General features: G+C 73.5%; 15 protein-coding genes. 13 read left to right on the top strand and 2 right to left on the bottom strand.

Annotation, left to right across the window (positions count from 1 at the left end; translation table 11 throughout):
* Positions 1-88 precede the first annotated feature (88 nt).
* The 9 genes from recG to mutM all read left to right on the top strand — a co-directional run bounded on the left by recG (position 89) and on the right by mutM (position 8271).
* Positions 89-2281 carry an ATP-dependent DNA helicase RecG gene (gene recG, locus K7I03_RS08965; RefSeq protein WP_238513480.1) on the top strand — a complete coding sequence of 731 codons (2193 nt, stop codon included), beginning with the start codon at positions 89-91 and terminating at the stop codon, positions 2279-2281.
* 111 nt (positions 2282-2392) lie between these two features.
* Entirely contained in the window at positions 2393-2836 is a 444-nt protein-coding gene (locus tag K7I03_RS08960) for a cupin domain-containing protein (protein WP_185941274.1), read from the top strand.
* A gap of 123 nt (positions 2837-2959) precedes the next feature.
* On the top strand, positions 2960-3568 hold the full coding sequence (rsmD, locus tag K7I03_RS08955; RefSeq protein WP_185941275.1) for a 16S rRNA (guanine(966)-N(2))-methyltransferase RsmD: 609 nt from the start codon (positions 2960-2962) through the stop codon (positions 3566-3568).
* Between the two features lie 29 nt (positions 3569-3597).
* Positions 3598-4077, top strand: coding sequence for a pantetheine-phosphate adenylyltransferase (gene coaD / locus K7I03_RS08950; protein ID WP_185941340.1), 480 nt, complete (start codon positions 3598-3600; stop codon positions 4075-4077).
* A gap of 108 nt (positions 4078-4185) precedes the next feature.
* Positions 4186-5319 (top strand): ATP synthase F0 subunit B, encoded by a 1134-nt coding sequence (locus K7I03_RS08945; RefSeq protein ID WP_185941341.1) that lies wholly within the window; start codon positions 4186-4188, stop codon positions 5317-5319.
* Between the two features lie 242 nt (positions 5320-5561).
* Positions 5562-6158, top strand: a complete 597-nt coding sequence (locus K7I03_RS08940) for a YceD family protein (protein ID WP_224346962.1) — start codon at positions 5562-5564, stop codon at positions 6156-6158.
* 2 nt (positions 6159-6160) lie between these two features.
* Positions 6161-6334 (top strand): 50S ribosomal protein L32, encoded by a 174-nt coding sequence (gene rpmF / locus K7I03_RS08935; protein ID WP_003951102.1) that lies wholly within the window; start codon positions 6161-6163, stop codon positions 6332-6334.
* A 19-nt stretch (positions 6335-6353) separates the two neighbouring features.
* A complete protein-coding gene (gene rnc / locus K7I03_RS08930) occupies positions 6354-7316 on the top strand; it encodes a ribonuclease III (RefSeq protein ID WP_185941276.1) in 963 nt (320 codons plus the stop codon).
* An 88-nt stretch (positions 7317-7404) separates the two neighbouring features.
* Positions 7405-8271: a bifunctional DNA-formamidopyrimidine glycosylase/DNA-(apurinic or apyrimidinic site) lyase gene (gene mutM / locus K7I03_RS08925; protein WP_185941277.1), complete on the top strand. Its 867-nt coding sequence runs from the start codon at positions 7405-7407 to the stop codon at positions 8269-8271.
* Positions 8272-8285: 14 nt separating this feature from the next.
* On the opposite strand, the gene K7I03_RS08920 is transcribed toward mutM, so the two are convergent.
* Entirely contained in the window at positions 8286-8708 is a 423-nt protein-coding gene (locus K7I03_RS08920; protein WP_185941278.1) for a winged helix-turn-helix transcriptional regulator, read from the bottom strand.
* 129 nt (positions 8709-8837) lie between these two features.
* Here K7I03_RS08920 and K7I03_RS08915 point away from each other — a divergent pair, with 129 nt between their 5' ends.
* Entirely contained in the window at positions 8838-9422 is a 585-nt protein-coding gene (locus K7I03_RS08915) for a flavodoxin family protein (RefSeq protein ID WP_185941279.1), read from the top strand.
* A gap of 124 nt (positions 9423-9546) precedes the next feature.
* Here K7I03_RS08915 and K7I03_RS08910 read toward each other — a convergent pair whose 3' ends face one another.
* A complete protein-coding gene (locus tag K7I03_RS08910; protein ID WP_224346961.1) occupies positions 9547-11013 on the bottom strand; it encodes a CAP domain-containing protein in 1467 nt (488 codons plus the stop codon).
* A gap of 179 nt (positions 11014-11192) precedes the next feature.
* Between K7I03_RS08910 and K7I03_RS08905 the strand changes: the two genes are divergently transcribed.
* The 3 genes from K7I03_RS08905 (at position 11193) to smc (ending at position 15935) form a co-directional block, all read left to right on the top strand.
* On the top strand, positions 11193-11474 hold the full coding sequence (locus K7I03_RS08905) for an acylphosphatase (RefSeq protein ID WP_185941280.1): 282 nt from the start codon (positions 11193-11195) through the stop codon (positions 11472-11474).
* A gap of 397 nt (positions 11475-11871) precedes the next feature.
* Entirely contained in the window at positions 11872-12078 is a 207-nt protein-coding gene (locus K7I03_RS08900; protein ID WP_004944922.1) for a hypothetical protein, read from the top strand.
* Positions 12079-12386: 308 nt separating this feature from the next.
* The gene (smc, locus tag K7I03_RS08895) at positions 12387-15935 is read left to right on the top strand and encodes a chromosome segregation protein SMC (protein ID WP_185941281.1); all 3549 of its coding nucleotides are present in this window, start codon (positions 12387-12389) and stop codon (positions 15933-15935) included.
* Positions 15936-16193: the final 258 nt, after the last annotated feature.

Raw genomic sequence — 16193 nt, 5'->3', positions numbered from 1 at the left:
GGACAGCGGTGCTGCCCGGCGTTGTCAGTGCCGTGGTGTGCAATGGGACCGTGCCCGTACCCGACGTCCGGAGGACCCGGAGAACACCGTGCAGCTCGATCAGCCTTTGAAGAAGATCCTCGGCGGCACCACCGCGAAGGTGATGGCCGAGCACCTCGGCCTGCACACCGCCGGCGACCTCCTGCACCACTACCCGCGCCGCTACGCCGAGCGCGGCGAGCTGACCCGCCTCGCCGACCTGCCGCTCGACGAGCACGTCACGGTCGTCGCGCAGGTCGCCAAGGCCGCCATGAAGACGTTCAACCAGGGCCGCGGCGTCCGGCTGGAGGTCGTCGTCACCGATGGCAGCGGCGCCCTGACCCTGGTCTTCTTCGGGCGCGGCGCCTACGCGCGCGAGAAGGAGCTGGTCCCGGGCCGCCGTGGCATGTTCGCCGGCAAGGTGTCGGTGTTCAATCGCACCCGGCAGCTGCTCCACCCCGACTACGAGCTGCTCGACCGGGACAGCGGCGCGGACGCCGCCGCCGACTTCGCGGGCCGGCTGCTGCCGCTCTACCCGGCCTGCAAGCAGTTCCAGTCCTGGAAGCTCACCAAGGCCGTCGACACCCTCCTCGACCTCTTCGAGGCCGACGGCTGGCGCGGGCTCGTCGACCCGCTGCCGCCCGCGCTCCGCGAGGGCCGCGGCCTCGCCGAGCTGCCGGACGCCTTCCGCAAGGTCCACCGGCCGCGCACCAAGGCCGACATCGAGGACGCCCGCGCCCGGCTCAAGTGGGACGAGGCGTTCGTCCTCCAGGTCGCCCTCGCCCGCCGCCGGCACGCCGACACCCAACTCCCGGCCGTCGCCCGCAAGCCCGCGCCCGGCGGTCTGCTCGACGCCTTCGACGCCAAGCTGCCGTTCACCCTCACCGACGGCCAGCGCACCGTCTCCGCCGAGATCTTCGACGACCTGGCCACCGAGCACCCCATGCACCGGCTGCTCCAGGGCGAGGTCGGATCGGGGAAGACGATGGTCGCGCTGCGCGCCATGCTCGCCGTCGTGGACGCGGGCGGGCAGGCGGCCATGCTGGCGCCCACCGAGGTGCTGGCCCAGCAGCACCACCGGTCGATCACCGAGATGATGGGCGAGCTCGCCGAGGGCGGCCTGCTCGGCGGCGCCGAACAAGGCACCAAGGTCGTCCTCCTCACCGGCTCCATGGGCGCCCCGGCCCGCCGCCGCGCCCTGCTCGACCTGACCACGGGCGAGGCCGGGATCGTGATCGGTACGCACGCCCTGATCGAGGACAAGGTGCAGTTCCACGATCTCGGGCTGGTCGTGGTGGACGAGCAGCACCGCTTCGGCGTCGAACAGCGGGACGCGCTGCGCTCCAAGGGAAAGCAGCCGCCGCACCTGCTGGTCATGACGGCCACGCCGATCCCGCGCACGGTGGCCATGACCGTCTTCGGCGACCTGGAGACGTCCGTCCTGGACCAGCTCCCGGCCGGCCGCTCGCCCATCGCCACCCACGTCGTCCCCGCCAAGGACAAGCCGCACTTCCTGACCCGCGCCTGGGAGCGGGTGCGCGAGGAGGTCGAGGGCGGGCACCAGGCGTACGTGGTGTGCCCGCGCATCGGGGACGAGGAGGAGAACGGGAAGCGGAAGTCCGGCGAGGGGCCGGACGATCCCGAGAAGCGGCCCCCGCTCGCCGTCCTCGACGTCGCCGCGCAGCTGGCCCAGGGGCCGCTGGCGGGCCTGCGCGTGGAGGTGCTGCACGGGCGGATGCAGCCCGAGGCCAAGGACGACGTGATGCGCCGCTTCGCCGCCGGCGAGGTGGACGTCCTGGTGGCCACCACCGTGATCGAGGTGGGCGTGAACGTCCCCAACTCCACCGTCATGGTGATCATGGACGCGGACCGGTTCGGCGTCTCCCAGCTGCACCAGCTGCGCGGCCGGGTCGGCCGGGGCTCCGCCCCCGGCCTGTGCCTGCTGGTCAGCGAGGCCGGCGAGGCCAGCCCCGCGCGGGCCCGGCTGGGCGCCGTCGCCGGCACCCTGGACGGCTTCGAGCTCTCCCGCATCGACCTCGAACAGCGCCGCGAGGGTGACGTCCTCGGCCAGGCCCAGTCCGGCGTCCGGTCCTCGCTCCGGATGCTCACCGTCATCGACGACGAGGAGGTCATCGCCGCCGCCCGCGACGAGGCGGCGGCCGTGGTCGCCGCCGACCCCGAGCTGGAGTCCTTCCCGGCGCTCCGCACGGCCCTGGACGCCCTGCTGGACGAGGAACGGGAGCGGTACCTGGACAAGGGGTGACGCCTCTCGGGGCCGTGTTGCCGTTCGAGCAACAAAGGTTGCCCGTCCGGCCACACCCGCCGCAGCCTGATGCCCGGCCGCAAGGGCCGCTAGCGATCAGGGAGGCAGACGATGACCGTGCAGGAGAACGCCGCGACCACGCCGGGCACCGACGAGGACGCGCGGCCCAACAACCGCGTCCACCACGTGCGCGCCGGCGAGCTCGACGGCTACACCGCCCTCAGCGGCCACACCGTCGGCTCGAAGAAGCTGTGGATGGGCATGGTGGAGAACCCTCCGCTGAGCGCCACCGACAACCACCACCACGGCGCCTCGGAGGCCGGCATCTTCGTGGTGAGCGGCCACCCGGTGTTCGTCTTCCACGACGGCACCGAGGAGGTGCGGATCACCGCGGGCCCCGGCGACTTCCTCCTCGTCCCGCCGTTCGTCCCGCACCGGGAGGAGAACCCCTCCGCGGACGAGCCCGTGGTCGTCGTGATCGCGCGCACCACCCAGGAGCCGATCAAGGTCTCCGTGCCCGAGCTCTACCAGCTCACCGAGCTCCCGGCGGCGTAGCGGAGCGGCGGAGCGAACGGCGTGGGGGAGAGCCCCGGGGCGGGCCCCCGGGGCACGGCCTACGCTGAGGGCAGCGGCGAACCCCGCCGCCCTCCGCCCGCACCCCCGAAGGACCGCACCCCCATGACCCGCGTGATCGCCGGAACCGCCGGCGGACGCCGCCTCGCCGTACCGCCCGGCACCGGTACCCGCCCGACCTCCGACCGGGCGCGCGAGGGCCTGTTCTCCACCTGGACGGCCCTGCTGGGCCCGCTCGACGGGGCCCGCGTCCTCGACCTCTACGGCGGCTCGGGCGCCGTCGGCCTGGAGGCGCTGTCGCGCGGCGCGGCGCACGCGCTGCTGGTGGAGGCCGACGCCCGGGCGGCCAAGGTGATCCGGGGCAACGTCCGCACCGTCGGCCTGCCGGGCGCCGAGGTGCGCACCGGCCGGGCCGAGCAGATCGCGGCGGGCCCCGCCCCGGCCGCGCCCTACGACATCGTCTTCCTCGACCCGCCCTACGTGGTCACCGATGACGAACTCCGCGAGATCCTCCTCACACTCCGCGCCGGCGGCTGGCTCGCCGAGGACGCGCTGGTCACCGTCGAGCGCGCCACCCGGGGCGGCACGTTCGAGTGGCCCGGGGGCTTCGAGGGGCTGAGGGCCCGTCGCTACGGCGAGGGAACCCTTTGGTACGGTCGCGCCGCCTCGGCGTGCGGCACCGACAACGCTCCGAGCACGTCACGCACGCCATGAAAGCACCGGAGAGCGAGGAACCACCGTTGTTGCGCCGCGCCGTCTGTCCGGGGTCGTTCGACCCCGTCACCAATGGACACCTCGACATCATCGCCCGCGCTTCCAGGCTGTACGACGTCGTGCACGTGGCCGTGATGATCAACAAATCCAAACAGGGCCTCTTCACGGTGGACGAGCGGATAGACCTGCTCCGCGAGGTCACCGCCGAGTACGGGAACGTGGAGGTGGAGTCCTTCCACGGCCTGCTGGTCGACTTCTGCAAGGACCGCGGCATCCCGGCCATCGTCAAGGGCCTGCGGGCGGTCAGCGACTTCGACTACGAGCTCCAGATGGCCCAGATGAACAACGGGCTCTCGGGCGTCGAGACCTTGTTCGTCCCCACCAACCCCACTTACAGCTTCCTCTCCTCCAGCCTGGTCAAGGAGGTCGCGGCCTGGGGCGGCGACGTCTCCCACCTGGTCCCGCCGGCCGTGCTGGACGCCCTCACCGGGCGCCTCGCGCGCGGCTGACCCGCCACCGGGAACTGACGACTCGTCAGTAGCTGCCGGGCGGCGGCCGGCGGCCGTACAGTCGTGGCGTTCGTAGCCGTCGTCCGGGAGAGAGTGGCGATCGTCAAGGTGGACGTCCAGAAGAAGCTCGACGAGATCGTCGCGACGGTCGCCGGGGCCCGTTCGCTGCCCATGTCCGCGTCCTGCGTGGTCAACCGGGCCGAGCTGCTCGGCCTCCTGGAGGAGGTCCGGGCCGCCCTGCCGGACTCCCTCGCGCAGGCGAGGGAGGTGATCGGCGGCCGGGAACGGATGGTCGCCGACGCCCGCGAGGAGGCCGAGCGGATCATCGAGTCCGCCCGCGCCCAGCGCGGCTCCCTGATCTCCGACACCGAGGTCGCCCGGGAGTCCCGCGAGGAGGCCGACCGCATCCTCGCGGAGGCCCGCCGGGAGGCCGCCGAGATCCGCGCCCAGGCCGACGACTACGTCGACGGCAAGCTCGCCAACTTCGAGGTCGTCCTCACCAAGACCCGCGGCTCGGTCGAGCGCGGCCGGGAGAAGCTGCTCGGCCTCGGCGACGGCCGCGTCTTCGACGACCCCGAGGGTCTTGGCGCCGACGTCCCCGAGCGCAGCGGCGACCCCGCCACCCAGCGGCACAACGCCGACGCCTACGTGGACGCCAAGCTCACGGCCGTCTCCGCGGTGCTGGCGAAGACGCTGGAGGCGGTCGGCCGTGGCCGGGAGAAGCTGCTGGGCGCCCGCCCGGCGGACGAGCTGGGCGCCCACCTGGCCGCCCAGGACGGCCGCCCGGCCGAGCGCCCCGCCACGGACGCCGACTTCCTCGCGGAGCTCGCCGCCCATCCGGCCCCGGCCGCCGCCACCGAGCCGGCCCGGTCCGACTGGGCCTCGCCCCAGGAGCCGGTCCAGGACGCGGGATACGGCTGGCAGCCGTACCCGGGCCAGACGGACCCGTACGCGGTCGGCGGGACCGGTGGGGGGCACACCGGGCAGGAGGCCGGCTACGGCTGGCCGGCCCAGGACGCGGGACAGCAGGCGTACGGGCACGGACACGGGCACGGCTACGGGCAGGGCTACGACCAGGGGTACGGTCAGGGTTACCCGCCGGCGCCTCCCCGGCAGGACGCCCCGCTGGAGGGCGTGGTCGTCGTCCCGCCCCAGGGCGGTGGCGCGCTCGACGAGACCAGCTTCTTCGACACGAGCATGATCGACCTGGAACAGCTCCGGCGCTACGAGCAGGGGCGCTGAGCCGGTCCCGGCCGGCCCCGCGGGCGGTCCGGGGCCGGGTCCGAAGTCGGTGCGGAAGGCACGATTGGGCCAGGGGCGGACCGTCCAGTATCCTGACTGTTCGGTCGCGCGTACATTCGCGATCCCGGCTGCCCGCGTCGTGGCGTACGAGGTTTCGTACGGCGCGTGATCACGGGCCGCCTTCGCCGCAGCGTAGAAAGCAGGAAGCCCTGAACGCCCGCCTCGATCACCGTTCCCCCCTCGTGTTCGACACGCACGAGCTGGGCCGGCGTCCCGGTGCGCTGAAGCGGCTCTCCCGCTCGATCCCGGCCCCCGTCGACCTCGGCATCGAGGTCATCGGAGTCGCCGAGGGCGCGACCGTGGAGCTCGACCTCCGACTGGAGTCGGTCATGGAAGGGGTGCTCGTCACAGGCACCGCCCGTGCACCGCTCACCGGGGAGTGCGTAAGGTGTCTGGAGCCGCTGGAGCGAGAGCTCGACGCGGACTTCCAGGAGATGTACTCCTACCCCGACGCCGACAGCCGGAACCGCCCCGTGGCGGAACCGGAGGACGACGCCGAGGACGAGGAGGACACGCTCTTCCTCGAGGGCGACCTGTTCGACCTCGAACCCGTGCTGCGTGACGCGGTGGTGCTCGCACTGCCGCTGCAGCCGGTGTGCCGGGAAGACTGCCCCGGCCTGTGCTCCGAGTGCGGAGCGCGGCTGGCGGACGACCCGGACCACCACCACGACGTCCACGACATTCGCTGGGCGGCACTGCAGGGACTCGCCGGATCCGACCAGGACGGCGAGATGGACAACGCACCCCGGCCCGCCGGGGATGACTCACAGGAGAAGTAGCCGTGGCTGTTCCGAAGCGGAAGATGTCGCGCAGCAACACGCGCCACCGCCGGTCGCAGTGGAAGGCTGCGGTCCCCACCCTGGTGGCGTGCGAGCGCTGCCACGAGCCGAAGCAGCAGCACATCGCGTGCCCGAGCTGCGGCACCTACAACAAGCGTCAGGTCCTCGAGGTCTGATCGGCGGGTGACAGGCTCCATGTCAGACGCCAATTCGCCGTCCCGCGGACGCGGGACAGGATCCGGACCGGCGCCACAGGACGCAGCCTCGTCTCACACGCTTCTGGAAGGGCGGCTCGGGTACAGACTCGAGACCGCCCTTCTGGTGCGTGCGCTGACCCACCGCTCCTACGCCTACGAGAACGGCGGTCTGCCCACCAACGAGCGGCTGGAGTTCCTCGGTGACTCCGTCCTCGGCCTGGTGGTCACGGACACGCTGTACCGCATCCACCCCGACCTGCCCGAGGGCCAGCTGGCCAAGCTGCGGGCCGCGGTGGTCAACTCGCGGGCGCTGGCCGAGGTGGGTCGCGGCCTCGACCTGGGTTCCTTCATCCGGCTCGGCCGGGGTGAAGAGGGGACCGGCGGCCGTGACAAAGCCTCCATCCTCGCCGACACCCTGGAAGCCGTGATCGGCGCCGTCTACCTCGACCAGGGGCTCGACGCCGCCGCCGAACTGGTGCACAGGCTCTTCGATCCGCTGATCGAGAAGTCCTCGAACCTCGGCGCCGGCCTGGACTGGAAGACCAGCCTCCAGGAGCTCACGGCGACGGAGGGACTGGGCGTGCCCGAGTACCTCGTCACCGAGACGGGTCCGGACCACGAGAAGACCTTCACGGCTGCTGCCCGCGTCGGTGGTGTCGCGTACGGCACCGGCACCGGCCGCAGCAAGAAGGAGGCCGAGCAGCAGGCGGCCGAGTCCGCCTGGCGCGCCATCCACGGCGCGGCGGAGGCCCGGGCCAAGGCCGCGGAGGCCGAGCGGGCCGGGAAGCCGGCTCCGTCGGTGAAGGCCGTCAAGCAGCAGGACGTCAAGCAGCAGGACAAGGCCGTCAAGGCCAACGGGACGGCGGCACCCGCCGCGACCGGCACCGCGTCCGCGCGGGAGCCGGCCGTCGACGGGGACACCGATCCCACCGGTGGCGGAGCGCAGCCCGCCGCGCAGTGAACGACCGGCCGGTCCCGGGTGCCTTCGGCGCCCCGGGCCGGCCGTTTCGCGTTCCCCCGCCCCCACGAACCGTTCCCGGAGGAGCACCGTGCCCGAACTGCCCGAGGTCGAGGTCGTCCGGCGCGGGCTGGCGGCCTGGGTGTGCGGCCGTACCGTCGCCTCCGTCGAGGTCCGGCACCCCCGGGCCGTCCGCCGGCACCTCGCCGGCGCCGCCGACTTCGCCGCGCAGCTCACCGGGGAGCGGCTGGGCCCCGCGCGGCGCCGGGGCAAGTACCTGTGGCTGCCGCTGGAGGGGCCGTCGGGCCGGGCGGTCCTCGCCCACCTGGGCATGAGCGGCCAGCTCCTCGTCCAGCCGGAGGACGCGCCGGACGAGAAGCACCTCCGGATCCGGCTGCGGTTCGAGGACGCCGCCGGCACCGAGCTGCGCTTCGTCGACCAGCGCACGTTCGGCGGGCTCTCGCTCCACGACACCGTGCCGGGCGACGACGAGGCGCTCCCCGACGTCATCTCCCATATCGCGCGGGACCCCCTGGACCCGGCCTTCGACGAGGCCGCGTTCCACGCCGCGCTGCGCCGCCGCCGTACGACGGTGAAGCGCGCCCTGCTCGACCAGTCGCTGATCAGCGGGGTCGGGAACATCTACGCCGACGAGGCGCTGTGGCGTTCGCGGCTGCACTTCGACCGCCCGACGGCCGGCCTGACCCGCCCCCGCACGGCCGAACTCGTCACCCACATCCGCGAGGTCATGAACGAGGCGCTGGCGGTCGGCGGCACCAGCTTTGACAGCCTCTACGTCAATGTGAACGGCGAATCCGGCTATTTCGACCGCTCGTTGGACGCCTACGGGCGGGAGGACGAGCCCTGCCGGCGCTGCGGCACGGCCATGCGGCGCAGCCCCTGGATGAACCGGTCCAGTTACTTCTGCCCGCGCTGCCAGCGGCCGCCGCGCGTCTGAGCCGTCCTGGGCCGTCAGGCCGGCCGGTGGCCGGTGTCGTACCGCTCCCGCGCGGCGTCGATGTCCGCCTGCCGGTCCTGCACCAGCTCGATCACGCCCATCAGCCGCTCGGCGACCTCTTCGCCCAGCGGCGTCAGGCTGTAGTCCACCCGCGGCGGGTTGGTCGGCTGTGCCGTGCGATGCACCATGCCGTCCCGCTCCAGGGCCTGGAGCGTCTGGGACAGCATCTTCTCGCTGACCCCCTCGACGCGGCGGCGCAGCTCGTTGAAGCGGAGCGTGTTCTCCAGCAGGGCGGTGAGCGCGAGCGAGCCCCAGCGGCCGGTGATGTCGAACAGCGTCTCCCGGGACGGGCAGTCGCGGGAGTAGACGTTGAAGGCGAGCGCCTCGGTACAGGTGATCTTCCTGGTCGGTGGTGCTGCGGTGCCGTCGGCTGTCATGAATCCAGCGTACTCTCCCACAGCGCTCACCCAGGGGTTGCGCTAACCAAAAGTTAGTGCTTTCCTTTGGTTATCGGCACGGCCTGCAGCGGCCGGCCGCCCCCCTCAGCTCTGCCTCAGGAGACCCCCATGACCACGCCCGTTGTCTCGATCGCCTTCCACTCCGGCTTCGGCCACACCGCCGTCCTCGCCGAGGCCGTCCGCGCCGGCGCCGCCGAGACCGGCGCGACCGTCCACCTGATCGAGGTCGACAAGATCACCGAGGAGCAGTGGGCACTGCTCGACGCCTCCGACGCGATCGTCTTCGGCTCGCCGACCTACATGGGCACGGCCTCCGGCGCCTTCCACACCTTCGCCGAGGCGACCTCCAAGCGCTGGTTCACCCACGCCTGGCGCGACAAGCTGGCCGCCGGCTTCACCAACTCCGGCTCCAAGAGCGGCGACAAGCTGCACACCCTGCAGTTCTTCGGCATCCTGGCCGGCCAGCACGGCATGCACTGGGTGAGCCTCGGCCTGCACCCGGGCTGGAACACCTCCGAGGCGTCGGAGAACGACCTCAACCGCCTCGGCTTCTTCCTCGGCGCCGGCGCCCAGAGCAACAACGACCAGGGCCCCGAGGGCGTCCACAAGGCGGACGTCGAGACCGCCGCGCACCTCGGCCGCCGCGTCGCCGAGCAGGCCCGCATATTCGCGGCCGGCCGCGCCGCGCTCTGACGGCGGCGCCCCCCACGGCACTGACCGCTGTCCCCCCCCACGCGTCGGCGGGCGGGCCGCACCCGGAAGCCCGGGATGCGGTCCGCCCGTCGGCGTTCGCGGTCCTCGTCGTGCGGCGGCTCCCTTAGTAGCCGAAGTCCTGCGTCCACCACGGGCCGCCCGCGCCGTGCTCGACGCCGACGCCGAGCGTCCGGTAGTCGCAGTTGAGGATGTTCTGCCGGTGCCCCGCACTGCGCATCCACGCGTCGACCACCGCGTGCGCGTCGGCATGGCCGCGGGCGATGTTCTCCCCGCCCAGGTTCCGGACGCCGTGCCGGGCCGCCCGGTCCCAGGGGGAGCGGCCGTCCGGATCGGTGTGGTCGAAGAAGCCGCGCCGCGCCATGTCCTCGCTCATGGACTGGGCGAGGGAGGTCAGCCGCGCCTCCGCGCGCAGCGGCCGGCAACCGGCCTTCGCCCGTTCCGCGTTGACCAGGGCGACGACCGTCCGCGCCGCGGCGCCCCGGCTGTCGGCGACGGCCTCCGCGGCCGCCCGGGTACCCGCCTCGGCGGCATGGTCGGCCCGCAGCCGGGCGGCCGCCGCCTGCTCCACCCGCCCGGACGCGACCGGTACCCCGTCCCGCCGCCGCGCGTCGACCGCGACCCGGGCCGCGGCGGAGCCGGGGACGGTGACGGACGCCGACGCGGCGGACGCGGTGGTGGACGCGGCGGTGGACGCCGTCGTGGTGTCCGCGACGGCCGACGGGCGCTCGGCGGACGTCCGGGCGACGGCCTGGACCAGCGAACGGGCGCTCCCGCGGTCGTACGCCGTACCGACCGCCGTCCCCGGCCGCGCCACCGGGACCGTCGGGCCGGTGTGCCCGGCGGCCGGCGGCTGCCCGGGCCGGGCGCCGGGCGGCACCTCGATCGGGGCGTCGGCGCGGACCTGGCCGCCGGGGACCCCGCCGCGCCCGCCACCGCTGCTGTCGCCGACGGTCAGCGGATTGCCGGGCAGCAGGCCGGAGACCATGGCCACGGCTCCTATGGCCACCGCGGCCGAGGCGCCGAGCAGCCCGGTCCGGGCGGGGGTCTTCGCCTTCTGCGTCTTCGGCGGCCGGACGGCGCCGCCGCCGACGGCACCGGCCCGCGCCGCGGCGCCCCGGCCGGGCTCCCGCGTCCCGCGCGCCGCTTTCTTCTCCCTGGGCTGTTTCTCCGGCTTCTCCGGCCGTGGCGCGGACGCCTTGGCCGGCCCTTCATCCGGTCGGCGCCGGCCGTTCTCGGGCGTCGCCGACCGCCGTTCCGCGCGCCCGGCCCGGCGCCGGCCGCGGTGCCGGCCGTTGGCCGGACGGTACTCGTCCGGCGTCGCCGCGCCCGGACCGGTGCGCGCGTCACCGGCCGGGAGGGGGACCGCCACCGGCACCGTTACCGGCACCGCCACCGGGAGGGGCACGGTGGGCGCCTCGTCCGGGTCGTACGGCTCGACGGCGTACGGTTCGACGGCCGCGTGCGGGGGTGGCGTCGGGGTCGGGGTGATGGCCTTGGCCGGCTCGGTCGTCTCGCTCGTCAGGGGATCCCTGGATGCCCGGGGACTCGCTGTCGCTTCTTCGGAGGTCACGGGGGCAGAGCGTCGATGGCGACCCATCCGCTGCCTTCCTTGGGTGCTCGGCGTCACGGTGCGTGTCACGGTGCGTGGGGTGTCACTCGTACGGGCTAGTCCTTTTCGAGGCGCGACTGTACGGCACGAAATGAGGGGTCGAAGTGCTGCTTATCTAATTGGCCGGTTAGCGTGCAGACATGAACGACTGTGTCCGTCTCACCGCCTGGGTTCGTGGTCATGTGCAGGGTGTCGGCTTCCGCTGGTTCACCCGGGAGAACGCATTGCGCATCGGCGGGCTGATCGGTTTCGCCTCGAATCTCGCCGACGGCCGCGTCCAGGTGGTGGCCGAGGGTCCCCGCGCGGCGTGCGAGGGGCTGCTCGACTGGCTGCGCAGCGGGGACACGCCCGGGCGCGTGGACGGCGTCACCGAGATCTGGGCCACACCGCGCGGCGGCTACGACGGCTTCGAGATGCGCTGACCGGGTGCCGCCGAAAGGGCGGAAGAAGCCGGAATCCGGCGCGCCCCCAGGGTCGTTTATATGCCATTGGCATATGCACTCGCGGAATATTGCCTGATGGTTGCCAAGACGGCGCCGCCATGGAAGGCTGCACCCCAACGGATGATCTCCCCGCCCTCCGGGCCCGGTCAGCGAAAGGCGCCGCGCATTCGACCGCCGCGCACCGCCGGGACGCCCGTCGATACGCGGTGTGATCGTGTTGACCGTCAAACCATTTGGTGAGACTCTGGAAGCCCCGCGCACCTTAGCTGTTTGGCATGGAAGACACGAGCAAGAGCGAAGGCCAAGCACCGCGGGTGCGAATCCCTCACGACCCACACCGCTTAGGTCGGTCACTCAGTGTGGAGGACCATCCATCATGGCAAAGGCGCTTCTCGGTTACGTCGGCGGCTCCGACCCCCGAGTCCTCTCCGAGATGCGACGGCTTCAGCAGCGAGTCCAGGACCTGGAATCCGAGCTCATCCGGATGCAGGCCGAGAACGACGCGCTGTCTGCCGCCGCTCACCGCGGTGACTCGCTGCTCGACAGCATCGACGTTTCCAAGGCGGAGCCTGCGCTCGCCTGACCGCAACGGTCCCGCCCCGGGGGCCCGGTCGGGCTGCACTGTCAGCCGCTCGAGAATCTGCAAGGGACGCTTCGGCGTCCCTTCGTCGTACCCGCCTCCGCCGACGGCCTCCGCCGGCCGGCCGCTCCGTTCCCCGGGCGTCCTCCGTCGTTCCTTCCGTCGTCCACTGGCGTTCGCCCCCCGTCCCGTACCGCAACTGTGCCCTCCCCGTTCCGGGGCGAAACCACGGCCCGCGGATCGCGTCGCGGCGCGCCAGCGGCCCGCGCGGGCCCGGAACGGCGCAGGACAGAACGGTAAAGTCGGTCCGCGTGCACCTCAAGAGCCTGACCCTGCGCGGGTTCAAGTCCTTCGCCTCCGCCACCACCCTGCGCTTCGAGCCCGGCATCACCTGCGTCGTGGGCCCCAACGGCTCCGGCAAGTCGAACGTCGTGGACGCCCTCTCCTGGGTCATGGGCGAGCAGGGCGCCAAGTCGCTGCGCGGCGGCAAGATGGAGGACGTCATCTTCGCCGGGACGACCGGCCGGCCGCCGCTCGGCCGCGCCGAGGTCTCGCTCACCATCGACAACTCCGACGGCGCGCTCCCCATCGAGTACGCCGAGGTCACCATCACGCGGATCATGTTCCGCAACGGCGGCAGCGAGTACCAGATCAACGGGGACACCTGCCGCCTCCTCGACATCCAGGAGCTCCTCTCCGACTCCGGCATCGGCCGCGAGATGCACGTCATCGTCGGCCAAGGGCAGCTCGACTCCGTCCTGCACGCCGACCCCGCCGGCCGCCGCGCCTTCATCGAGGAGGCCGCGGGCGTCCTCAAGCACCGCAAGCGCAAGGAGAAGGCGCTCCGGAAGCTGGACGCGATGAAGGCCAACCTCGCCCGCGTCCAGGACCTCAGCGACGAACTGCGCCGCCAGCTCAAGCCGCTGGGCCGGCAGGCCGCCGTGGCCCGCCGGGCCGCCGTCATCCAGGCCGACCTCCGCGACGCCCGGCTGCGGCTGCTGGCCGACGACCTGACGGCCCTCCGCGAGGCGCTGCGCGCCGAGATCGCCGACGAGGCCGCGCTCAAGAGCCGCAAGGACGCCACCGAGGCCGAGCTGCGCGAGGCCGCCCGCCGGGAGGCCGAACTGGAGCGGCAGGTCGAGGAGCTGGCGCCACGGCTCGCCACGGCCCAGCAGACCTGGTACGAGCTCTCCCGCCTCGCCGAGCGGGTGCGCGGCACCATCGGCCTCGCGGACGCCCGGGTCACCAGCGCCACCGCCGCCTCCGCCGAGGAGCGGCGCGGCCGCGACCCCGAGGACCTGGAGCGCGAGGCGGCCCGCATCCGCGAGCAGGAGGCCGAGCTGGAGGCCGCCGTGGAGGCCGCGGGCCGCGCCCTGGAGGACACCTCCGCCCACCGCGCCGACCTCGAACGCCGCCTCGCCGACGAGGAACGCCGGCTGCGCGACGCCGCCCGCGCCCTCGCCGACCGGCGGGAGCAGCTCGCCCGGCTCCAGGGCCGGGTCACCGCCGCCCGCGGCCGGGTGGCCTCCGCCGAGGCCGAGGCCGGCCGGCTGGCGACCGCCCGCGACGAGGCCCGGGAGCGCGCGGCGGCCGCCCGGGAGGAGTACGAGCTCCGGCAGGCCGAGGCGGACGGCACCGACGCCGGCGACGCCGAACTCGCCGACGGGCTGCGGGCCGCCAAGGAGGCGCTGGCCGAGGCCGACGCCGCGTTGGCCGCCGCCCGCGAGGCCGCCACGGACGCCGAGCGCCGCCGGGCCGCCGTCACCGCCCGGCACGACGCCCTGGCCCTGGGCCTGCGCCGCAAGGACGGCACGGGCGCCCTGCTGGCGGCGGGGGAGCGGTGGGACGGGCTGCTGGGCCCGGCCGCGGAACTCCTCACCGTCGCCCCCGGGTACGAACTCCCCGTGGCCGCCGCCCTGGGCGCCGTCGCCGACGGCGTCGCCGTCACCGGCCTCCCGGCCGCCGCCGAGGCCCTGCGGCTGCTGAAGAAGGAGGACGCGGGCCGCGCGGTCCTGCTGCTCGGCGGTGCCCCTTTTGCCGCCGTCCCGGAGCGCCCCGCCCCGCCCGTCGGGCGGTACGCCGCCGGCCTGGTCACCGGCCCCGACGAACTGCTGCCCGCCGTGCGGCGGCTGCTGGACGGCGTCGTGGTCGTGGACGCGCTGGAGGACGCCGAACGCCTGGTCGCCGCGCGGCCGGAGCTGACCGCCGTCACCGCCGAGGGCGACGTCCTCGGCGCTCACCTCGCCCAGGGCGGGTCCGAGGGCGCGCCCAGCCTGCTGGAGGTGCGGGCGGCCGTCGACGAGGCCGCCGCCGAGCGGGCCGAACTGGACGAACGCTGCGCCGCGCTGGCCCGCGCGCAGCGGGAGGCGGGGGAGGAGCGGGTCCGCCGCGCCGCCCTCGTCGAGGAGCTGGCCGCCCGGCTGAGCGCCGCCGACCGGGAGAAGTCCCGGTCCGCGCAGCTGCTCGGCGGGCTCGCCGGGCAGGCCCGCGCGGCGGCGGGTGAGGCCGAGCGGGCCGCCGCCGCGGCCGCCCACGCGGAGGACGCCCTGGTCCGGGCGCGGGAGGAGGCCGAGGAGCTGGCCGCGCGGCTGGCCGCGGCCGAGGAGCTGGGCGAGGACGAACTCGTCGAGGAACCGGACACCGCGGTCCGCGACCGGCTGGCCGCCGACGGCGCCAACGCCCGGCAGACCGAGATGGAGGCCCGGCTCCAGCTGCGCACCCACGAGGAGCGGGCCAAGGCCCTGGCGGGCCGGGCGGATTCGCTGGACCGGGCGGCGCGCGCCGAGCGGGAGGCGCGGGAGCGCGCCGAGCGGCGGCGGGCGCGGCTGCGGCACGAGGCCGAGGTCGCCACGGCCGTCGCGGCCGGAGCCCGGCAACTGCTGGCCCACGTCGAGGTGTCACTGGTCCGCGCGGACGAGGAGCGGCGGACCGCGGAGGCGGCGAAGGCGGAGCGCGAACGCGAGCTCGTGACCGGCCGCAACCGGGCGCGCGACCTCAAGTCCGAGCTGGACAAGCTCACCGACTCGGTGCACCGGGGCGAGGTGCTGGGGGCCGAGAAGCGGCTGCGTATCGAGCAGTTGGAGGCGAAGGCGCTGGAGGAGTTCGGCATCGAACCGGCGGCGCTGGCCGCCGAGTACGGTCCGGATCAGCCGGTGCCGCCGTCGCCCCCGGCGGAGGGCGAGGAGCCGCGGGAGCTCGCGCCCGTCCCGTACGTCCGGGCCGAGCAGGAGAAGCGGCTGCGCGCCGCCGAGCGGGCGTACCAGCAGCTGGGGAAGGTCAACCCGCTGGCGCTGGAGGAGTTCGCGGCGCTGGAGGAGCGGCACAAGTTCCTCTCGGAGCAGCTGGAGGACCTGAAGAAGACCCGGGCCGACCTGCTCCAGGTGGTGAAGGACGTGGACCGGCGGGTGGAGGAGGTCTTCACCGAGGCGTACCGGGACACGGCCCGGGAGTTCGAGGGCGTCTTCTCCCGGCTGTTCCCGGGCGGCGAGGGCCGGCTCGTCCTCACCGACCCCGACGACATGCTGGCCACCGGCGTGGACGTGGAGGCGCGGCCGCCGGGCAAGAAGGTCAAGCGGCTGTCGCTGCTGTCGGGCGGCGAGCGGTCGCTGACCGCCGTCGCCCTGCTGGTGGCCATCTTCAAGGCGCGCCCCAGCCCGTTCTACGTGATGGACGAGGTCGAGGCGGCGCTGGACGACACCAACCTCCAGCGGCTGATCGGGATCATGCGGGAGCTCCAGGAGAGTTCGCAGCTGATCGTGATCACGCACCAGAAGCGGACGATGGAGGTCGCCGACGCGCTCTATGGCGTGTCCATGCAGGGCGACGGTGTCTCAAAGGTGATCAGCCAGCGGTTGCGGTGACCGGATCTCGTCCCTGTCGGTCGGCCGACTGGTGATCGTTTGCGCCCCGAACAGCCCCGCATTCCGGGCATTTTTCATGATCGCCTTCAAGTGTTGAAGGCAAACTACCGCAAAGGCAGGGGATAGTTCTTCGTCACAAAGTATTGACTTCGCCAAATGAAGACATAGGGTCTGCTGCGTCGCTTATGCCTTCAACTGGTGGGCACTTGGATCATGTGACCCACTGGAAAGGCCACCCCCACACCTTTCCCGGCAATG

The sequence above is a fragment of the Streptomyces mobaraensis genome (assembly GCF_020099395.1).
GTDB lineage: Bacteria > Actinomycetota > Actinomycetes > Streptomycetales > Streptomycetaceae > Streptomyces.
This window is presented reverse-complemented; position numbering and strand designations above follow the sequence as displayed.